Consider the following 18,652-nt stretch of genomic DNA (forward strand, 5'->3'; position numbering starts at 1 on the left):
TCCTCCTTGTTATGGTGCCATGACTAATGACCATGACAATGTCCCTTTAAATTCACCGACTTTTTGTTTTTCGACTGGCACAGATAGTTTAAGTCCCCGTTGGTTTGCCGCACCCCAACCTTGGTTAATTGTATAACTACCTGAACCTGAGCCTTCATTTTCTGTAACAACCGTATCTCCTTTATTGAGTAAAAATTCTCCTTTGTCTGTAACCAATGACAAATCTTCCAATTGATCTGTGCCGTTCGTTAAGGGATTCGTTACCTGAACATTCAGTTTCCAAGGCGTACTTTCTGTCCCGCGTGTGTCTTGAACGACTAAATCATCTGAAAGAGTTGGCCAGTAAACTTCTGGCTTGGCAGAAATTTTTTGTTTGCCAAAATCAATTGTTTTAGGTACTTTTTCTAACGTTAATTCACCTGAAATAGACACATTGATTTTTTTATTTAACGTTTCACCAGCTTCTGTAAATTGATAATTGGCTGGCACTGTTTTGGCTAATTCTTCTGGTTTCGCTTGCTGAATGGCTTGGAAGGTTGCGGCATCAAGACTTGGTGTTTGATTGGCCCGACCATCTGCGAAAATCACCGTTGCTTGTGTCCATTGTGCCAACTCGTCTGAATTCGTTAAGCCATTTGCTTCTTTTAATTTCAAATGCGCACTTGTCGCATACAAGGCAAACGAACGATCTTTGGCAAGGACACTTTCATTTTTCACAACAACTAAATGAACCGTTTTGTTTTGCAAATTATCTCCTGACGTCCCTGCTTCTAATTGAATATCATGTGTCCGCGATACAGTTTTTTCTGCTAACGGTGCTTGAATTTGTGGTAAATCCGTCTCTTTTAATGAGGTCTTGAAAAACGGCCGACCTTTTGCACCGAGCATTTCTATTACTTTATCAACAGTCGTTAGTTGCGCTGCCTCATCTTCTGTGACAATCACCGATTGCCCCGAAAGTTCCACTTTATTTGAAAATTGAACTTTCACCTGATAACTGTAGTTCATATTCGTCGCTTTCCATGAAAGCGGGGTGGTATCTTTTTGCTCTGGAATTTGCTCTATCGCGCTCCCAACTTCACTAGACTTAACCGTTCCTTGGTGCAACCAAGAACCTGTTACTTCGTCAGGAAGGAAGCTTAGGGTTGGTGTTAAAGCACTTGAGGTCGGAATCATCAAACGTCCTTTTTGAACTTTTTGTCCAGCTACTTCGGTGCCCCACGCTTGTAAGGTTAATGGCGCATTGCCGGCTTTGACCTCTTTTACATCATGAGAAATAGTACCTGCACCTGCCACAATTCCAGGCGTTTCCACTTCATAATCGATGATAGAGCCAGGAATTGCTATTCCATAGCCATTGGCGCCCTTGGTCACATCGTTATCGCCAATAAATGTTTTTCCAGTCGCTTTTTCAATCCCATGAAACGTTGTTGGCGTAAGTTTTGTAGCATTATTGACCGTTGGATTAATCGTCAAGACCTGATAGGCTTTGACATTTCCAAACCAAGTCCCTGTGCTATCCACCAAAGCAGTTGTATCTGTCGTTGGTTTAATCCATAAAAGTTCATCTTTTGTTGGATCGACAGCTTCAAAATCCGCAATGTTTACTTTACCTGTACCAGGAATTGTTTCTAATGTTGCATGATCCTGAACCGTTAGTTTGCTAGCTGAAATTAAATTGGCTGTGTTAGTGATCCCAATTCCAGCGTTTTTAGATAGATGAATTGATCCGAATTCATTGTAAGTCGTACTATGATTCGCGGCAGTAGCAGAAACGCCATTTTTGATGTTCCCACCATTAGCCATTAATTTAATGCCATTGGTGACATTCAATTCCGTAAAGTTGACAACGCCTAAGCCTGTCGCATTCAGTGGTTCTGTTTGATAGTTATTGGTGCCGTCAACGTTAGTCCCAAAGTTAAAGGCCACTTTATTTGAACTAGCATTCACAATTGCATTAGTGAAATTATCTGTTGATGAACCACCGGATAAACCGTTAATACTAACTGCACCTTGAACATTTGCGGTAACATCACGTAAGATTTTTCCGCCACTGATATTGGAATACTGTGTCGCATATAAATTTCCAATACTAGAACCCGCTGCTTGAATATTCATTGTAATCTTGCCGTTCTTGGTATACGCAGCATTGGTTCCACCATCACCGTAAATGCTGGCCCCATTTAGAGATTCCACACCTGTTTTAGTGAAAATATTTAAAGTAATTGTGTTTGATTCATCCGTTCCTAGTGTCGTATTTTGACCATAGGGCCGACCACCAGTAATGTAGGTATTACCAGGCAACTTAAACTCTCCGTTGTAATTTCTTAAATCAATTAAGAGTTTGGCATTTCCAAGAAGTGAGCCCGCATTGGTAATCCCACCTGAAAAACCGTTCGCGCCTGTCCGAGGAGTTCCTGAGAAATTTCCTCCGTAGATGCGATTGTCTGAATTACCAGTAATTGTATGGCCACCGCTTGCTCCATAAGAAGCACCCATCGAAGCATTAATTACTCCTTCATAAACCGTTACACCGACATTCCCAACATTTTTGGCATCATTCCAGCCACCGCCTGAAAGAAACCAATCGACTTGACCATTATTAACGATTGTTTGACCGTTTCCATAAACTCGAGCTGCTTGATAGCCTGTTCCTTCTAATGTGTCAGCAATCCCGCCATTCAATGTGTTAGAAGTATTGCCTTCAACGACACCTGAAAAAGAGCCACCATATGTCCAGCGAGCAATGGTATTATTTAAAACAGTCTTAGTATCTCCTTTTATATAGATATCCCAAGTATCATTACTAGCAGGATAGCCGCCGCCACCAACAATATCCCAACCTGAATTATTACCACGACTTTTATTGGTCGTTGAATAATCTAAGCTTGTCGGTTTTGCGCCTGAATAAGCCATACCATCGCCACCTAAGGACCCATCACCATTCGCTGTTCCCACTTCAATTGTTGTATTTCCTTCAATATAGCCGCCGCGGCCAGCTGCAGTTGAGTAAATTGCACCATTATTAAACGAACCGCTGACTAATTTAGAAGAAATATTTCCAAAAACTTTAAAAGCTGCTGCTGATTTGGCTAATTCTGCTCTTTGCTGTGGTGTATAAGCATCATACGTTGCTTCATTTGAGGCCCCAATTTGACTCTTGTTAAATTTCGAAACATTGTTACCAGCACCGCCGTTAAAATCATTAATACCACCAGCGGAATTCGTTCCTGCTGTAACCACATTCGTAATATCTCCGATGATCGTTCCAGAATATTGGTTGCCTCCTTCAAAATCTGCACGACCCGCACTATACAACTGTGTATTTAAATTTGTAGTAATTCCATCAGTCGTACGATTCGTTCCTATATCGCCACGGGAAGAGCCACCAATAAAACGTTGACCCGCTGTATACCAACGGCCATATCCAGAAATATCGTTTGTTACTTTTCCACCAATATTTCCGTATTGAACACCGCCATAATACGTACTTAATTGGAAACCTGTAGCAGCATTCGTAATCGCAACCTTTGTTGAGACGTTACCAGTAACATTCGCTGTGTTGGTTGCGTTGGTCCCATAACCGCCCCCATAAATTGAAGCAATTCTGCCACCAGAATCATTGACAACCAATGAAGTATTCCCAGTCACTGTCCCAATATTGGCGCCCCCACTTAATGTATTTAGTCCGCTCCGTGTATTGTTAATAACAATCGTAGGATTTCCAGCTAAATTACCACCATTTTGGTTTCCGCCATAGAAATTCCATGTGCCTGTACCTGTACTATTTACTGTTAAAGTTGGGTTTCCTGAAACATCTCCTGTATCCGTTCCACCGTATACGGTCAGACCGTTTCCACTAGAGCCGCCATTCAAGTTCAAACTGTAACCATTTAAATACATATTCGTACCTGTATAGTTTAGATTTCTCAAAGTGATGTTTGAGCCAAAATAGATATTTTGATTAAATCCTAACGTCTTAGAACCCGTTGGCGCCGTTTGATCCATACTAATCGGATCCGCGCTGTTTCCAGTAATCACTAAATGATTGACCTTGCCTTGCAAGGCGTAAAAGGTCATATTACTTGCCGTAACGGTGTCAGGAATCACTTTAGCGGTGGTCGCCGCACTCGTCGTAATATTGTTTCCTATATAAAGAGTGAAATCGCCATTGTTCCCCTGTTGATACAAATCAAACAAGGCTTCTTTCAAGCCAGCCTCTGTCGATGCATATTCTTTGTACGCTGCTCCATCTCCTGCAGGACTTGGCACAACAATCACTTTTGTTTTATCCGCAGGGGCAATTGTGTCCGCAATGGACTGATCAACTGAAACAGCTCTGGCCATGCGTGTCAGTTTCTGTTTAAAGACAGCCGTAAGTTGTGTATCTTCTGAAAACTCTAATTGAAGAAGTTCTTCATTTGTATATGTTTTGCCTTGATAAGACCAGCCAACGAAAGTCGCATTTTCCTCACTATTCGCCCATTTTGGTAATTCTTCTGTCCGAAGTGGCTGATTTTTTTCTTTTACCACTTGATAACTTTTGGCATCATTTAGAAACAAAGCTTGATCCGTTGTTTCAAAGGTCAACGTGATTTGCTTCTGCTCTTCGCTTGGTTTTGTTTCTGTGGAAGAGGTGGTTACTTTTTCTGTGATAGCACTAGATTCCGTCATTGATGACTGTTCTGTAGAATGTGCGCTGCTTTCTTTTGTTGCTTCACTTGTACTGGTTTCTGCTGTTTTTGGCTGTGTCTGCGTACGTTCTGTTTGTTGCTCCCCTTCAATCGCCCACGCTGAAACAGATAAAAATGGTTGTACAAGTAAACAAGTTGCCAATAAAACAGCGATTTTCTTTTTCATTAACTTCATCACTCCTCCCTCGAAGTAAACTTTCCACAACCAACCTATGGCTCAAGTATACGAAGTTTTCTTCTGATTTTTTTAAAGATATTTTCTTAATTTCAAAAAAAAAATTTATTTTTTAATTTTCTTTTTGTTAACTAAACGAATTTTTTGCTGTTTTTGTAAGATAAAAATGTTAATTTGTTCACAAAAATAACAAAAACGTTGTTTTTAACATTAAAATTAACAAACGAGTTCGTAGTATAGCACGGATTTTTTCTCATGTAAACATCATTAAATAAACATTTTTGTTTAATTTATACATATTTCCCAGCTGAAAAAATGACAAAAATAAATAAACAGAGGCCTTAGAAATATTTCTAAGGCCTCTGTTTATTTATACGTATTCACAAACTGGACTGTTTCTTGGTAACATTGTTTAGCTTCTTTTGTTTGATAGTCGAATTGATATTCATGGGTGATCGTTGCTTTCTTATCTTTGAAAAAGAGAGCTGAAACTGGAACATTTAAAGTTTTTAACCGCTGAACCAAGGCTAGTCCTTGCTCTTGGAATGAAAAGCTATTGCCATCTGTTAGATACGTCGGGGGAAATTCTTTGGTGACTTTATCCACTAAACTCACTTCTTGCAGTTCTGCACTCGTCTGCCAGTCTTTAGTGCCGAGCAAGGACCAAGCCACTGTTTTAACGAAAAATTTCATAAAACGATTATCACTTTGTTGGTTGGCCATTTGTTTCAAATCCACCGGACCACAATACGAGAGTGTGCCTTTTAAATGGCTAGCCGGCAACGCTGCAGTCATCCCTAGTTCTTTGGCATAGTTGGCATTGGTTTGAACTGTTGCATATTGTAGAGCAATCTGTGCACCCGCACTGTCCCCGCCAATAAAAAGCTTAGATAAATCTAACATGGGATACGCTTGTTTCTTTTCTAATAAAAATTGAACAAGTTCATCGACCTGCTGGAGCTGGCTTGGATAAGGTGCATCTGGTGCTAATTCATAATTCATTGAAATAAAGGCAACTGAGGAATCAGCCACTAAACGTGTCGCAAACTCTTTCATCCCAGACTTATCTCCTCCCACATAGCCACCACCATGGACCCATAAAACGACTGGTACCGCTTGTTTTGACGTTTGGGGATAATACAAATCAAAGGTATTCTTTTTTCTTGAAGAAGGGTATGTTTGATTTTCTTGCAATTGAACATTGGGTAATGCTTTATCATAGGGAGCTGAATCTTTTATTTCAACTTCGCCTGCGAATAACTGGTTGATGACCCAAGCGCCTGGCTTAGGGGATAATTGAAAGGCGAGAAACACGCCTAAGCAAATAACCACAAGGATCCCTAACAACCAAAGGATAAAACGTACGATTTTTCTTTTCACTCTATTCACCTGCTTTAATTTGTAGCAAAATTATAGCATGTTTTTTAGCCAAAGCGTTTATTTTGAAACAGCTTTTTTAGAATTTGATGTACTTTTATCATTTGAAATGCCCTCTTAAAAGCTGTAAAATGAACAAAATGACTTTAACCTTTAGGAGGTTGCCAAATGAAAGCTCTGATTTCCATTGATTATACAAATGATTTTGTCGCCACAGACGGAAAACTAACCACTGGTGCCGCTGGACAAGCTATTGAAACGGCCCTTGTTCAACAAACAAAGCACTATTTTGACAATGGCGATTTTGTGGTTTTTGCCATTGATGGGCATGACCCCCTAGATCGCTATCATCCTGAAAATAAACTTTTCCCGCCCCACAATGTCTTAGGAACTGACGGGCGTAATCTGTTTGGCTCGCTAGCTGATTTTTATCAAGCTCACAAAAATGAGGCAACCGTTTATTGGATGGACAAACGGCACTATTCTGCTTTTAGTGGCACGGATTTGGACATTCGGTTACGAGAACGAGGAATTACAGAGCTTTGTTTAACTGGTGTTTGTACAGATATTTGCGTGTTGCATACGGCTGTTGATGCCTATAATTTAGGCTATCAATTAATGATTCCTGAACGCGCCGTTGCTAGTTTTGATGAACAAGGACACGAATGGGCGTTACGCCACTTTAAACAAACTTTAGGAGCAACCATTCTATAAAAAGACTGGTCAATCCTTCCATGCGCCCTATCTATACTCAAAAAATCCTGTAAACAACACAAAAGCCAACCTTACTATGGATAAGGTTGGCTTTTTTACACTCATTTTAACTCCGAGCCTGCGGATTAGTGATAACTAGCATTCACAGAATAAGCAGAGACTGCTAGCTGATAGAAATTAGCTACTCATAAAAAAGTGGGATTCCTCACTTTTTTATAGACCAATGACCGTTGCAAAGAAAGGAACTACTAAAACAGTAACTACGCCAACCACTACGACAGAAATACTAGCCATAGCAGCCTCTGTTTCACCCATTTCCATGCCAACTGCCACACCTAGGGCATGTCCGGCCGCACCTAAAGCTAAACCTTTGGCGATTGGATTGTTAATCTTAAACCATTTCAATGCAATTCGACCCAAGGCATAGGTTAGTACACCATTGAAGATTACGGTAAACGCCGTAATAGAAGCAATGCCGCCAACAGTTTGAGAAATAGGTACGGCAATCGCTGTTGTAGCAGCTTGTGGTAAGATTGAGGCCACTAAATGATTATCCATGCCAATCACTTTTCCTGCAAAATAAACAGCCACTAACGAACCAAAAGAACCAATTGTTAACGCCGTTAAAATTTCTAACCAATATTTTTTCAACACGTCTCTCTTTTTATATAAAGGAATCGCAAACGCTACTGTCGCAGGTTCTAGAAAGAAGCTGATATATTTGCCACCTTCATTGTATTGCTCGTAACTAATTCCTGTTACTTTTAAAACGACAACGCCTAAAATCATCGCAACGAATAATGGCGTAAATAAGAAGAAACCTTTGCTTTTTTTAAACAACCAAGTACCTATGCCAAATACAGCTAATGAAATAATAATGCCAACATACGGATTCATGCGCGAACCTCTCCTTTCGCTTTCTTCGTTGCTGCGGGTTCTTTTTCTTTTCGAGCATCTTTCATATGCAATAAAAAGGCGCCCGTCCAACCAGTCGTTGCTAGTAATGCTAATGTTGCTACTAAAATAACAAAAACAATTTGAACGCCAAATTGTTGCATAATCCCTAAAGAATTAACTAAGGAAATCCCTGAAGGAACAAATAAAAATGTAATAACCGTTGATAAGCTATTACCTAGCCCTTCCACTTGCTCCAATTTAACAACTTTTGTACATAAACCAATGAACAATAACACCATGCCAATTACTGAAGCAGGCATTGGTATTGGGGAAATGAACGCCAAGCCGTTGGCGATTAACATAATAATGGCAAAAACTGCTGCTTGTTGTAAAAATGAATATACTTTCTTTTCCATTCTTCTTCGCTCCCTTTTGTCTGTTTTCTATGGGTTAAGTATATAAAGAAAACGTTTTTTTAAGGGCTTTTTTTCATGAAATGCCAGAATTTCTTCACCAAATGCAAAAATCACCACTTGAAATGCATTCGACATTTCAAGTGGTGATTTTTTAACTTAAGCCAAGTTTTTCTTTAAATTCTTTGACGTATGAACGGCTAACAGGTACTTTTGAGCCGTTGGTTAAAATTACTTGCAACGTGTTATTAAACCACGGCTGGATTTCTTGAATTTTTGTTCGATTCAAGATGAAACTGCGGTGCGTTTTAATAAAGAGCGCGGCAGGTAATTTCTGTTCGATACTGTTGAGGGTCCCTGTCATCTTGTAGACCTGTTGATCTACAAAAATGCTCAGTTGCCGTTCTTCGACAGAAACGAGGTAAATATCTTCTGGCGCCACAAGATAAATGCGGTCTTCCCCTTGAATAGGTATTGCTTCAGATTTTGGTCCTTTTTCGGCAGTGTTTTCTGGGACAGCTTGGCCCATTTCTTTCGATGCTTTTTCAATGACTTGTGTTATTTTTTCTTCTTCAAAAGGTTTCAAAATATAATCTTTTGCATTCACTTGAAAGGCCTTTAACGCATATTGATCATAGGCGGTTGCAAAGACCAAGTAGGGCGCTTTTTTAAGATGGGTTAATTTTTCCGCTAAATCAAACCCGCTTTCATCGGTCAAATGAATATCTAAAAATAACAAATCTGGCTTTTGATCCATCATCTCTTCCATTGCCTCCGCCACAGAATCCGCTTCTGCAACGCTCGTCACTTGCGGATGTTGGGAAACAAGATAGCTCAATTCTTCTCGTGCTAAGGGCTCATCATCAACGATTAATACGTGCATCTAATTCCTCCTGTTCCATCGGGATTTCTAAATGAACATGGCTCCCGCCTGTCTCTAAATTTTCAATTAAAAAACAACCTTCTGATCCATAAAGGTTCGCCATTCTGCGGGACAAGTTTTCCAGTGCCGTGCCGGTGCCTTTTTCCGAAGTCACTGTTGTCTTTCCTAATAGCAAGCGGCGTTCTTCAGGAATCCCTTGCCCATTGTCATACACATCCACATGTAATTTGTGTTGTTTTGCTTTGACCACTACCCGAACTTGATTGTTCTCCTTCCGGCTGCCAAATGCATGCTTGATGGTATTTTCCACTAACACCTGAATCGCATACGGCGGTACTTTTTCTGAAGCAACCGCTTCTTCCACGTCAAATGTTACTTGATAACGATTCGGAAACCGTGCTTGTTCTAATGACAAATAGGCTTTTACTTGTTCTAGTTCTTGTGAAACTGGGATCGTAGTTTGCACGGCTCCCTGCAAGTTACCTCGAAAGTATTTGCTTAATTGGAGCAATAGTTTCCGCGCTTTTTCACTGTCTTTCCGCATTAATGCGGAAATAGTATTGATGGCATTAAAGAAGAAATGCGGGTTCACTTGCGCTTGCAAGGATTTAATTTCAGCTTCTTTAAGTAATTTTGATTGTACTTCCGCTTCCCCTAATTCAATTTGTGAAGAAAAAATTGTCCCAAGACCTTCTGCTAACTGTTCCTCGACATGTGTTAATTGCGCTGGATCCGTAAAGTACATTTTTAAGGTGCCAACAATTTGCTGATGGGAAAATAATGGAATCACAATCGCCGCTTGCAACGGACAATTAGGGTCCGAGCAACCAACTTCTTCTTTGGCATGTGCGATGGTCATTTGGCCCGTCCGTAACACTTCCCGAGAAAGCTCCGTGATGACTTCTAGCTCTGGAATATGATGGTCGCTTCCTGCGCCAACATGAGCTAAAATTTGATGACTGTTTGTCATGCTAATCGCACTGACTTTTGTATAATGCTTAATAATCTCCGCAACTTTTTTGCTGGAATTTTTATTGAGTCCTTCTCGAAAATATGGTAGTGTTTCCGCTGCTAATTCCAAAACATCGTGCGTCTGAACCGCTTTGGCCTGCTCTTCTTGTTTCAATGTCGTCGTTAGAATCGACATAAAAATGAACGTTCCTACGCTATTTAACAAAATCATCGGCAGCGCAATAAAACGAACCAACGTGGCCCCATCCGATAGATCACCGCTGAAAAAGAAAATAAAAATCATCTGAATCATTTCCATGCACGCTCCGACAATGGCAGAAAAGCCGGCAGACGGAAAAACGGTTTGCTTTGCCATGCGGCTCCCTAAAAAACCGGCAATTAAGCCAACAATTAAAGAAGCAGGCACATAAAAGAAACTATGCCCCCCGCCTTGAATAACCCGATGAAAGCCAGCAATTAAACCAACCGTACTGCCGACAATCGGACCACCCACTAATCCAGAAACGCCAATTACTAACGTACGCGTATTCGCAATGGAAGCATTGCTGCTTAAATAGGTTAGTAAATTATTGGGAACAATCTGATTCTTAGCGATTTCGATACCTGTAAAATTAGAAATAATAGCAAATAAACCAAAAATCAAAATCAATTGAACTTTTGAAGACATTTTTTCACGACTTAATAAAACACGCTTAAAATAAGGCACATTCACTAAAAGAAAGGCCAGTAAAATAATTAAGCCTACCCGTTCCATCATTAAAATAAATAATTCGACCACACCGGCACCTCCTTCCTATTAACTATACTATAAATCAAGGAAAAGAAAAAAATGAAGCTTCTCAAAAAAGAAGCTTCATTTTTTCTATTCATTAAAACGCAGGAATATTGGCACCTTTAGAATTTTTCTTGATGTATTCAGCAACTTCTTTTGTTGTCATCGCTTCTTTTAAAACCTTGATCTTTTCGCTATCTTTTTCGCCTTTACGTGTCACAACTTGCAATGCGTAATGTTTACTTGCTTCTTCATCTTCTAACAAAATCGCATCTTTCGTTGTTAAACCAGCAGGTTCTAAGTAGGCTGGGTAGCAGAACACCATAGCGATGTCTTTTTCATCATAGGCTTTAGCTAAATTCAGTAAATCAATGCTTTCAAAAGTAATGTTTTTAGGATTTTCCACGACATCTGCCACCGTGCCGTTAAAGCCGACACCTTCTTTTAATTTAATCACGCCGTTTGCATTTAAAATTGCTAAAGCACGACCTTCATTGGTTGGATCGCTAGGAATCCCCACTTTGGCATTTTCAGGTAAATCTTTCGCATCTTGGTATTCTTTTGAATAGAAACCACCAGCAAAATAATAAATCGGTTGAACAGCCACTAAATCAGCTTTTTTCTCTTTGTTAAACATTTCCATGAAGGGTTGATGTTGCGCAAAATTAGCATCCGCTTCGTCATGTTGCACGGCATCGTTGTAGGCAACATTGTCGCTCACTTCCATAATGTTAATTTTGTACCCTTTTTTCTCAGCTTCTTTCTTGGCAATCTCCAAGATATCTTTTGAAGATTCCAATTGCACGGCAACGGTAATCTCCTTGTCTTCTTTCTGGTCTGCTTGTTTATTTCCCCCACAGGCAGCTAAAATAACTGTTGCAATAACAGCGAATGTTGCTAAATAAAACTTCTTCATTCTTTTGTCCTCCTACTTTCTTTTGTCTAGTTTTTGGGCAATGAAGTTCCCAAGCATTTGTAAAATGAAGACCAGTGCAATCATAATCACAATGGCAACATACATAATACCGTATTCATACCGTTGATACCCGACACGAACTGCAAAATCGCCAATCCCGCCGCCACCAACAACACCCATCACCGTGGAATATGAAACCATACTCACTGTCGTGGTTGTGTAAGCAAGGACCAATCCGCTACGTGCTTCCACCAATAAAAAGTGCCAAATGTATTGGACTTTCGAGGTACCTAACGAATTAGCTAAAAAATAAATTTCTTCTGGAACATCCAACAGCACTTGTTCAACCAAGCGAGCAAAAATCGCGATTGCAACAATACTCAATGGCACAGATGAAGGAATTGGGCCAAACGCCTTTCCTAAAACAGAACGAGTAACTGGAATCAACGCAATCACAAATAATAAATAAGGAAACGAGCGAATAACAGTTACAATGAAATTTAAAACCCAGTACAGCCAAGGTTGATGCCCTTTGACTTTCGGATTAGCCAAAAATAGTCCTAAGCCTAAAGGCAAGCCAACAAGCAAACAGATAGCCATCGAAATCGACATCATAATCCCTGTTTCTTTTAAACCAATCAGCATAGATGGCCAATATTCGGCAAAGGTTTCTGAAAAAGTCATGGGCGCAAACTCCTTTCCACTTTTTCTAAATAGGAAAGCGGTTCTTCCTCATATTGCTGAGGATTATTCAGAAATTCGCCAATTAACTGACCTTTTTCCATCACTAAGATACGATTACATAAGCGCTTCACGGTTTCTAATTCGTGACTAACAAAGAAAATAGTCGGTCGGAATTCCTGATGCGTCTTATGTAATAGTCGAACGACACTTTCTGTATTTTCTTCATCTAATGAACTCGTTGCCTCGTCACATAATAACCATTTTGGATTACGGCTCAACGCTCGAGCAATAGAGACACGCTGTTTTTCCCCACCAGAAAGCTGAGCAGGATACGCTTCTGCCTTATGGGCCATATCAACAAACGTTAATAAACGCTCAATTTTTTCAGGCTGTTTCTCTTTTAAAAGTTTCAAAGGCAACGCAACATTATCATAAATTTTCAAATTTTCTAACAAATTGTAATGCTGAAACACCATCCCCATTTGTTGTTGCTGCTGGCGAACTTCTTTTTTAGAGAAGGTTTGAACATTTTTGCCATCAATACGAATCTCCCCTTCACTCGGTTGTTCCATTAAATTCAACAAACGTAACAACGTGGACTTGCCAGAGCCACTTTTCCCAACAATCCCAACGATTTCTCCTGGTTGGACAGAAAAGTGAATATTTTTTAACGCGTGTGTCTCTTGATAGACTTTCGACACATTCACTAACTCAATCATGATTACCTCCTAAAGGCCGACAAACAAACTATAACAACTAAAAAAACTGTATAACAATTAAAGTAATTCTGTGAAACGATTTAAAAAAACTATTACGAATTAAAAAATAACACACGTTTCGAAAAACAGCGTTATACCAGAGATGTAACTACTTACATCATCTACTAAAACAGAAAAAAAAGCAACCTTTTTATTTGTGAAAAAAACACTATCTGTTTTTTGTCTGTATTATTTTGTACAAATGAATTAAAAATTTCCTGTTTCTACAGCTATTTCCCCACGCTCCTACTAAAAAAAGACATTCTCAGAAACGAGGCATCCAAAAAGGGAAAAGCGCTCGTAACGATAATGTCTCTAATAGTTTACTTTTTAAATACAACTGTTTCTTCGACAGTAATTCTTTCAGCCAATGATTGAATCACTGGACAGTTTGGGGAGACAAGCTTCAAACACCGTGTCGCCCGTGCTTGAAAGGCTTCTGGAACAGTCACATAAAAGAGAATCGTTACCTGTTTTAATGGTTGTGCGCGTCTCTCTACTTCTCTTGAATACGTGACTTCTATTTTTTCAAACTCAAAGGGAATGTGCGAATTTTCCAAAACGGATTGATACACGTACCCCCCACAAGCGCCAATTGCCGAAACGAGCATTTGAACTGGCGAATATCCCTCTTCTTTTGCTAACACCCAGCGCGCTGTTTTCGTTTGTAATTCAAATTTTTCCACACCACGAATAATCGTCAAACGTTCTACCATTGCCATCTTCACTCCTTTTTACTCTTTCTTAAAAGATACTACAAAACAGCGCTAAAACAAACATTTCTAACTTCTCAACTTAGCAAGTCCTAAAAAAAACAAAATTCTCACTTGACAAACAACGCAACACCTGATAATATACTTCCGTTCAAATCGTAACCATTACGATTTAGATTTTATAAATCCAAAAAGAAAGGAAGTGCCTTATGGCTAAAAAATCAAAAATTGCTAAAGCAAAAAAACAACAAGCAATGATTGCAAAATATGCGCCTATTCGCCAAGCCTTAAAAGAAGCTGGCGATTATGAAGGTCTTAGCAAATTGCCAAAAGATGCTCATCCAAGTCGCTTAAAACTCCGCGATCAAACAGATGGGCGCCCACGTGGCTACATGCGTAAATTTGGCATGTCTCGGATTCGTTTCCGTGAATTGGCTCACCAAGGCTTGATTCCTGGCGTCAAAAAAGCAAGCTGGTAACTCATTATTTCGATAAAGACAACTAGCGAGGACAGTCGCATTTGGGCTGACCTCGCAGCCCCCTTTATCTTTTATACGCAATTAAAAAAATCAAATTGGAGGACGGTACTATGCGCCAAACCATTACGTTAGCTTGCGCTGAAACTGGCGAGCGCCTTTACTTAACAAGTAAAAACAAACGAAATACACCAGAAAAATTACAGCTGAAAAAATATTCACCAAAATTACGGCGCCGCGCACTTTTCACTGAAGTCAAATAACAGGAGGAAAACTTGATGGGCATTCCAATCACCATTGTTTCTGGCTTTTTAGGCGCAGGAAAAACAACCTTAATTAACCATGCGCTTGCGCAGTCACCGTTTCCTAAAGAAGAAATTATTATTATTGAAAATGAATTTGGTCAAACAGGCGTTGACCACGCATTACTTTTACAAACCACGGAACGAATTATTCAATTAAATAACGGTTGCATGTGCTGCAGCTTACGAGGAGATCTTCTTGCCTCTTTATCAGCAATCTTAGAAGTGTATCAAGAAGAACAACAACCCATTGCCCAAGTCATTTTAGAAACAACGGGCATTGCTGATCCGCAACCAATCATTCAAACAATTTTAACGACCCCGCACATCAAAAATCATTTCTATATAGACAGTCTCTTAACGGTCGTTGATGGGCATCATTGGCAACAACAGCTTCAAGAAGCCGAAGCCATCAAACAACTGGCCTTAGCAGATCGCCTCTTTTTTTCTGTCAAGGAACCAGCAGACAGCACTCAGCTACCAACGTTCCAAGAAACCCTTCGTACCATTAATCCTTTTGCTGATATTTTATCCTTTCAAGCCAACGAGCCTCTTTTGGCTAGTGACTTTTTTCAATTAAATAAGTTTACAGCAACACTTACAGAACACGAAATGACTCATTCCCCGCATGAGCACGCCCACGAGCATCATCACCATACCTTTCACTCCCTCACGCTAACGGCGTCCTCAGCCCTCAACGAACCTCTTTTCACTCGTTGGCTTGATTGGTTAATGTATACGCATCAGGAAAAGTTATACCGTTTCAAAGGGATTCTCGCCTTACAGGAGCATGACTTGGCCATTGCCATGCAAGGCGTCAACCAGCAAGTGGCCTTTCAAATGACGAATCAACCCCCTCAAGAAACGACAATTGTTCTGATTGGCAAAGAATTAGAGACAAAAAAAATTCAAGAAACCTTTCAAACCCTCAACAAAATAGCTACTCCGTAAATTAATTTTTTACGAAATGGAGGTCCTATATATAATGGAAAAAACTGACTTATCTAGCGCTTATCGTCGACTGAAAAGTCCCAACATCAAAACACGAAAACGCGCACTTAAAATCATTAAAGAACATAAGCGCAATAAACAAAAGAAAATTGCGTAATTCACTAAAGGAGCACACCTATGAAAAAATTTACTCTTCCCCTGTTAGCCGCATTATCGCTAATCCTTTTCGGGGCTTGCGGCAAAACAAACACCTCTGATAAAACCGCTGACGGTAAAGAAAAACTATCCATTGTCACGACTTTTTATCCTATGTACGATTTCACTAAAAATATTGTAGGCGATGAAGGAGACGTCAAATTGTTAATCCCTGCTGGTTCTGAACCACACGATTATGAACCATCCGCCAAAGATATGGCTACCATCCATGATGCGGATGTTTTCGTTTATCACAATGAAAATATGGAATCTTGGGTACCAAAAGCTGCTAAAGGCTGGAAAAAAGGAGCCCCGAACGTCATTAAAGGTACCGAAAACATGGTCTTACTTCCTGGCAGTGACGAAGACGGACACGACCATGACCACGAACATGGCGAAGAAGGCCACCACCATGAATTAGACCCGCATACTTGGGTTTCACCCCATCGTGCCATCCAAGAAGTTACAAACATCAAAGAACAATTAGTCAAACTTTACCCTAAAAAAGCCAAAACATTTGAAACAAACGCAGAAAAATACTTAACAAAATTAACAGCCTTAGACAAAGAGTTCCAAACAGCTTTGAAAGACGCTAAGCAAAAAAGTTTTGTTACCCAACATGCTGCATTTGGTTATCTTGCCTTAGATTACGGCTTAAAACAAGTGCCAATAGCTGGTTTAACACCTGAACAAGAGCCCACTGCAGGGCGTTTGGCAGAGTTGAAAAAATATGTCACAGACAATCAAATTCGCTATATTTATTTTGAAAAAAATGCCAACGATAAAATTGCTAAAACGTTAGCTGACGAAGCAAATGTTCAATTGGAGGTCCTAAACCCGCTAGAAAGTTTGACACAAAAACAAATGGACAATGGCGAAGATTATCTTTCTGTAATGAAAGAAAACTTAACTGCTTTGAAAAAAACAACAGATACAGCTGGGAAAGAGGTTCAGCCAGAAACCTCTGAAAAAACAGAAAAAACCGTGGCTAACGGCTATTTCAAAGACAGTGAGGTGGCTGAGAGAACACTGACAGATTACGCTGGAAATTGGCAATCCGTCTATCCTTTATTAAAAGATGGCACATTAGACCAAGTCTTCGATTACAAAGCGAAACTGAAAAAAGATAAAACACCAGCCGAATACAAAACCTACTATGATGCCGGCTATCAAACCGATGTCGACCATATCAACATCACTGATTCCACCATTGAATTTCTGGTCGATGGCAAACCACAAAAATTCACCTATAAAGCAGCCGGTTATAAAATTTTAAACTATGCAAAAGGCAACCGTGGCGTCCGTTTCCTTTTTGAAACAGACGATGCCAATGCTGGGCGGTTTAAATACGTCCAATTTAGCGACCACAACATCGCACCAACGAAAGCCGCTCATTTCCACATCTTCTTCGGCGGCGATAGCCAAGAAAGTCTGTTCAATGAAATGGACAACTGGCCAACGTATTATCCAAACGACTTAAGCAAACAAGAAATTGCCCAAGAAATGATTGCGCATTAAGCATTCAAAAGAGAGGAGGTCGGGACAGAAGTGTTTAACTCCGAGAAATAAGAAGAAATTTCCGAAAATTGTTCTTTAATTTTTGGAGAATTTCGGCTTATTTCCGAAGGAGTTGCTTCTGTTCCCGCCGTTTATCAGTTTTTGAGCGTGGAGCAAAAATCCAAAGTGATTTTTGTCCCACGCTCCTCTCTTTTTTTATTTAGTCAAGCACACCATGTTCTGCTTCAAACGTCGCTAACAACTGGCGCACTTCATCCGTTGATTTTGTATTCATTAATTGTGCTCTTAAATCACTGGCACCTGGAAAGCCTTTGACATAAATTTTGAAGAAGCGATGCAGCCCAACGATGGAGCGAGGCACCAATTCTGCATACTTGTCTTGCAAATCCAATTGTAAACGTAACAAGCCCAGCAATTCTTGTGGCGTATGTGTTTTGGGTTCTTTTTCAAAGGCATAAGGATTTTTAAAAATCCCCCGGCCAATCATAATGCCATCTACACCATATTGTTCTGCTAATTCTAGGCCCTTTTGACGATCGGGAATATCCCCATTAATCGTAATTGTCGTTTGCGGTGCGACACGGTCCCGAATAGCCATAATTTGCGGAATGACCTCCCAATGGGCATCCACTTTACTCATCTCTTTTCGTGTTCGCAAATGAATGGATAGATTCGCAATGTCTTGCTCTAATAAATGCGTGATCCACGCATCCATTTCCGCCATTTCAGTAAACCCAATGCGTGTTTTGACACTAACAGGTAAGCCACCTGCTTTGGCGGCGTCAATCAATTCAGCCGCGACTTCTGGGCGCAAAATTAGCCCGCTGCCTTTTCCACGCTCAGCCACGTTGGGCACAGGACAGCCCATATTTATGTCTAATCCTTGAAAGCCCATCTCCGCTACGCCGATACTCATTTCACGGAAAAATTCCGGTTTATCCCCCCAAATATGTGCCACCATCGGCTGTTCATCTTCTGTAAAAACGAGGCGCCCGCGCACACTGTCTTTCCCTTCAGGATGACAATAACTATCTGAATTAGTAAACTCTGTAAAAAACACATCTGGTGCCCCAGCTTCTTTCACGACATGACGAAAGACCACATCAGTGACGTCTTCCATCGGTGCTAAAACAAAAAAGGGCTTTGGCAATGTTGCCCAAAAATTCTTGCTCATCTTCATATACTCCGTTTCTGATTTTTTCTTTATTTTCAACGACAACTTGTCGACATATTCTGGTGCGA

General features: G+C 40.2%; 17 protein-coding genes. 6 read left to right on the top strand and 11 right to left on the bottom strand.

What is annotated here, in order from left to right:
* Positions 1-9: 9 nt before the first annotated feature.
* On the bottom strand, positions 10-4,869 hold the full coding sequence (locus IGJ46_RS12195) for a WxL domain-containing protein (protein ID WP_218391314.1): 4,860 nt from the start codon (positions 4,867-4,869) through the stop codon (positions 10-12).
* 366 nt (positions 4,870-5,235) lie between these two features.
* Positions 5,236-6,249, bottom strand: a complete 1,014-nt coding sequence (locus IGJ46_RS12200) for an alpha/beta hydrolase (RefSeq protein WP_218391316.1) — start codon at positions 6,247-6,249, stop codon at positions 5,236-5,238.
* Positions 6,250-6,414: 165 nt separating this feature from the next.
* On the opposite strand from IGJ46_RS12200, the gene IGJ46_RS12205 reads away from it, so the two are divergent.
* Entirely contained in the window at positions 6,415-6,960 is a 546-nt protein-coding gene (locus IGJ46_RS12205) for a cysteine hydrolase family protein (RefSeq protein ID WP_002389413.1), read from the top strand.
* Positions 6,961-7,173: 213 nt separating this feature from the next.
* On the opposite strand, the gene lrgB is transcribed toward IGJ46_RS12205, so the two are convergent.
* From lrgB to IGJ46_RS12245, 8 genes are all read right to left on the bottom strand, one after another.
* Positions 7,174-7,857, bottom strand: a complete 684-nt coding sequence (lrgB, locus tag IGJ46_RS12210; RefSeq protein WP_002354830.1) for an antiholin-like protein LrgB — start codon at positions 7,855-7,857, stop codon at positions 7,174-7,176.
* A complete protein-coding gene (gene lrgA / locus IGJ46_RS12215) occupies positions 7,854-8,273 on the bottom strand; it encodes an antiholin-like murein hydrolase modulator LrgA (RefSeq protein WP_002354829.1) in 420 nt (139 codons plus the stop codon). Before lrgA ends, lrgB begins: the two co-directional genes overlap by 4 nt.
* 151 nt (positions 8,274-8,424) lie before the next feature.
* Positions 8,425-9,153 (bottom strand): LytR/AlgR family response regulator transcription factor, encoded by a 729-nt coding sequence (locus tag IGJ46_RS12220; RefSeq protein WP_002365412.1) that lies wholly within the window; start codon positions 9,151-9,153, stop codon positions 8,425-8,427.
* Positions 9,134-10,903 carry a sensor histidine kinase gene (locus tag IGJ46_RS12225; RefSeq protein ID WP_002380990.1) on the bottom strand — a complete coding sequence of 590 codons (1,770 nt, stop codon included), beginning with the start codon at positions 10,901-10,903 and terminating at the stop codon, positions 9,134-9,136. The genes IGJ46_RS12220 and IGJ46_RS12225 overlap by 20 nt, the downstream gene beginning before the upstream one ends.
* A gap of 91 nt (positions 10,904-10,994) precedes the next feature.
* Positions 10,995-11,813, bottom strand: coding sequence for a MetQ/NlpA family ABC transporter substrate-binding protein (locus IGJ46_RS12230; protein ID WP_002354826.1), 819 nt, complete (start codon positions 11,811-11,813; stop codon positions 10,995-10,997).
* Positions 11,814-11,825: 12 nt separating this feature from the next.
* The gene (locus tag IGJ46_RS12235; protein ID WP_002354825.1) at positions 11,826-12,497 is read right to left on the bottom strand and encodes a methionine ABC transporter permease; all 672 of its coding nucleotides are present in this window, start codon (positions 12,495-12,497) and stop codon (positions 11,826-11,828) included.
* Positions 12,494-13,216, bottom strand: a complete 723-nt coding sequence (locus IGJ46_RS12240) for a methionine ABC transporter ATP-binding protein (RefSeq protein WP_002372719.1) — start codon at positions 13,214-13,216, stop codon at positions 12,494-12,496. The genes IGJ46_RS12235 and IGJ46_RS12240 overlap by 4 nt, the downstream gene beginning before the upstream one ends.
* A 362-nt stretch (positions 13,217-13,578) precedes the next feature.
* On the bottom strand, positions 13,579-13,977 hold the full coding sequence (locus IGJ46_RS12245) for an OsmC family protein (RefSeq protein WP_010823297.1): 399 nt from the start codon (positions 13,975-13,977) through the stop codon (positions 13,579-13,581).
* A 200-nt stretch (positions 13,978-14,177) separates the two neighbouring features.
* On the opposite strand from IGJ46_RS12245, the gene rpsN reads away from it, so the two are divergent.
* The 5 genes from rpsN to IGJ46_RS12270 all read left to right on the top strand — a co-directional run bounded on the left by rpsN (position 14,178) and on the right by IGJ46_RS12270 (position 17,410).
* Positions 14,178-14,447: a 30S ribosomal protein S14 gene (rpsN, locus tag IGJ46_RS12250; protein WP_002354822.1), complete on the top strand. Its 270-nt coding sequence runs from the start codon at positions 14,178-14,180 to the stop codon at positions 14,445-14,447.
* Positions 14,448-14,557: 110 nt separating this feature from the next.
* On the top strand, positions 14,558-14,707 hold the full coding sequence (gene rpmG / locus IGJ46_RS12255; protein WP_002354818.1) for a 50S ribosomal protein L33: 150 nt from the start codon (positions 14,558-14,560) through the stop codon (positions 14,705-14,707).
* A 15-nt stretch (positions 14,708-14,722) separates the two neighbouring features.
* On the top strand, positions 14,723-15,697 hold the full coding sequence (locus IGJ46_RS12260) for a CobW family GTP-binding protein (protein WP_002367488.1): 975 nt from the start codon (positions 14,723-14,725) through the stop codon (positions 15,695-15,697).
* Between the two features lie 34 nt (positions 15,698-15,731).
* A complete protein-coding gene (locus IGJ46_RS12265; protein ID WP_002383181.1) occupies positions 15,732-15,854 on the top strand; it encodes a putative metal homeostasis protein in 123 nt (40 codons plus the stop codon).
* A gap of 20 nt (positions 15,855-15,874) precedes the next feature.
* Positions 15,875-17,410: a zinc ABC transporter substrate-binding protein AdcA gene (locus IGJ46_RS12270; protein ID WP_002401146.1), complete on the top strand. Its 1,536-nt coding sequence runs from the start codon at positions 15,875-15,877 to the stop codon at positions 17,408-17,410.
* 199 nt (positions 17,411-17,609) lie between these two features.
* Here IGJ46_RS12270 and IGJ46_RS12275 read toward each other — a convergent pair whose 3' ends face one another.
* The gene (locus tag IGJ46_RS12275) at positions 17,610-18,584 is read right to left on the bottom strand and encodes a tRNA dihydrouridine synthase (RefSeq protein WP_010710860.1); all 975 of its coding nucleotides are present in this window, start codon (positions 18,582-18,584) and stop codon (positions 17,610-17,612) included.
* Between the last annotated feature and the right edge of the window lie 68 nt (positions 18,585-18,652).

Source organism: Enterococcus sp. AZ120 (assembly GCF_050546165.1).
Lineage (GTDB): Bacteria > Bacillota > Bacilli > Lactobacillales > Enterococcaceae > Enterococcus > Enterococcus faecalis.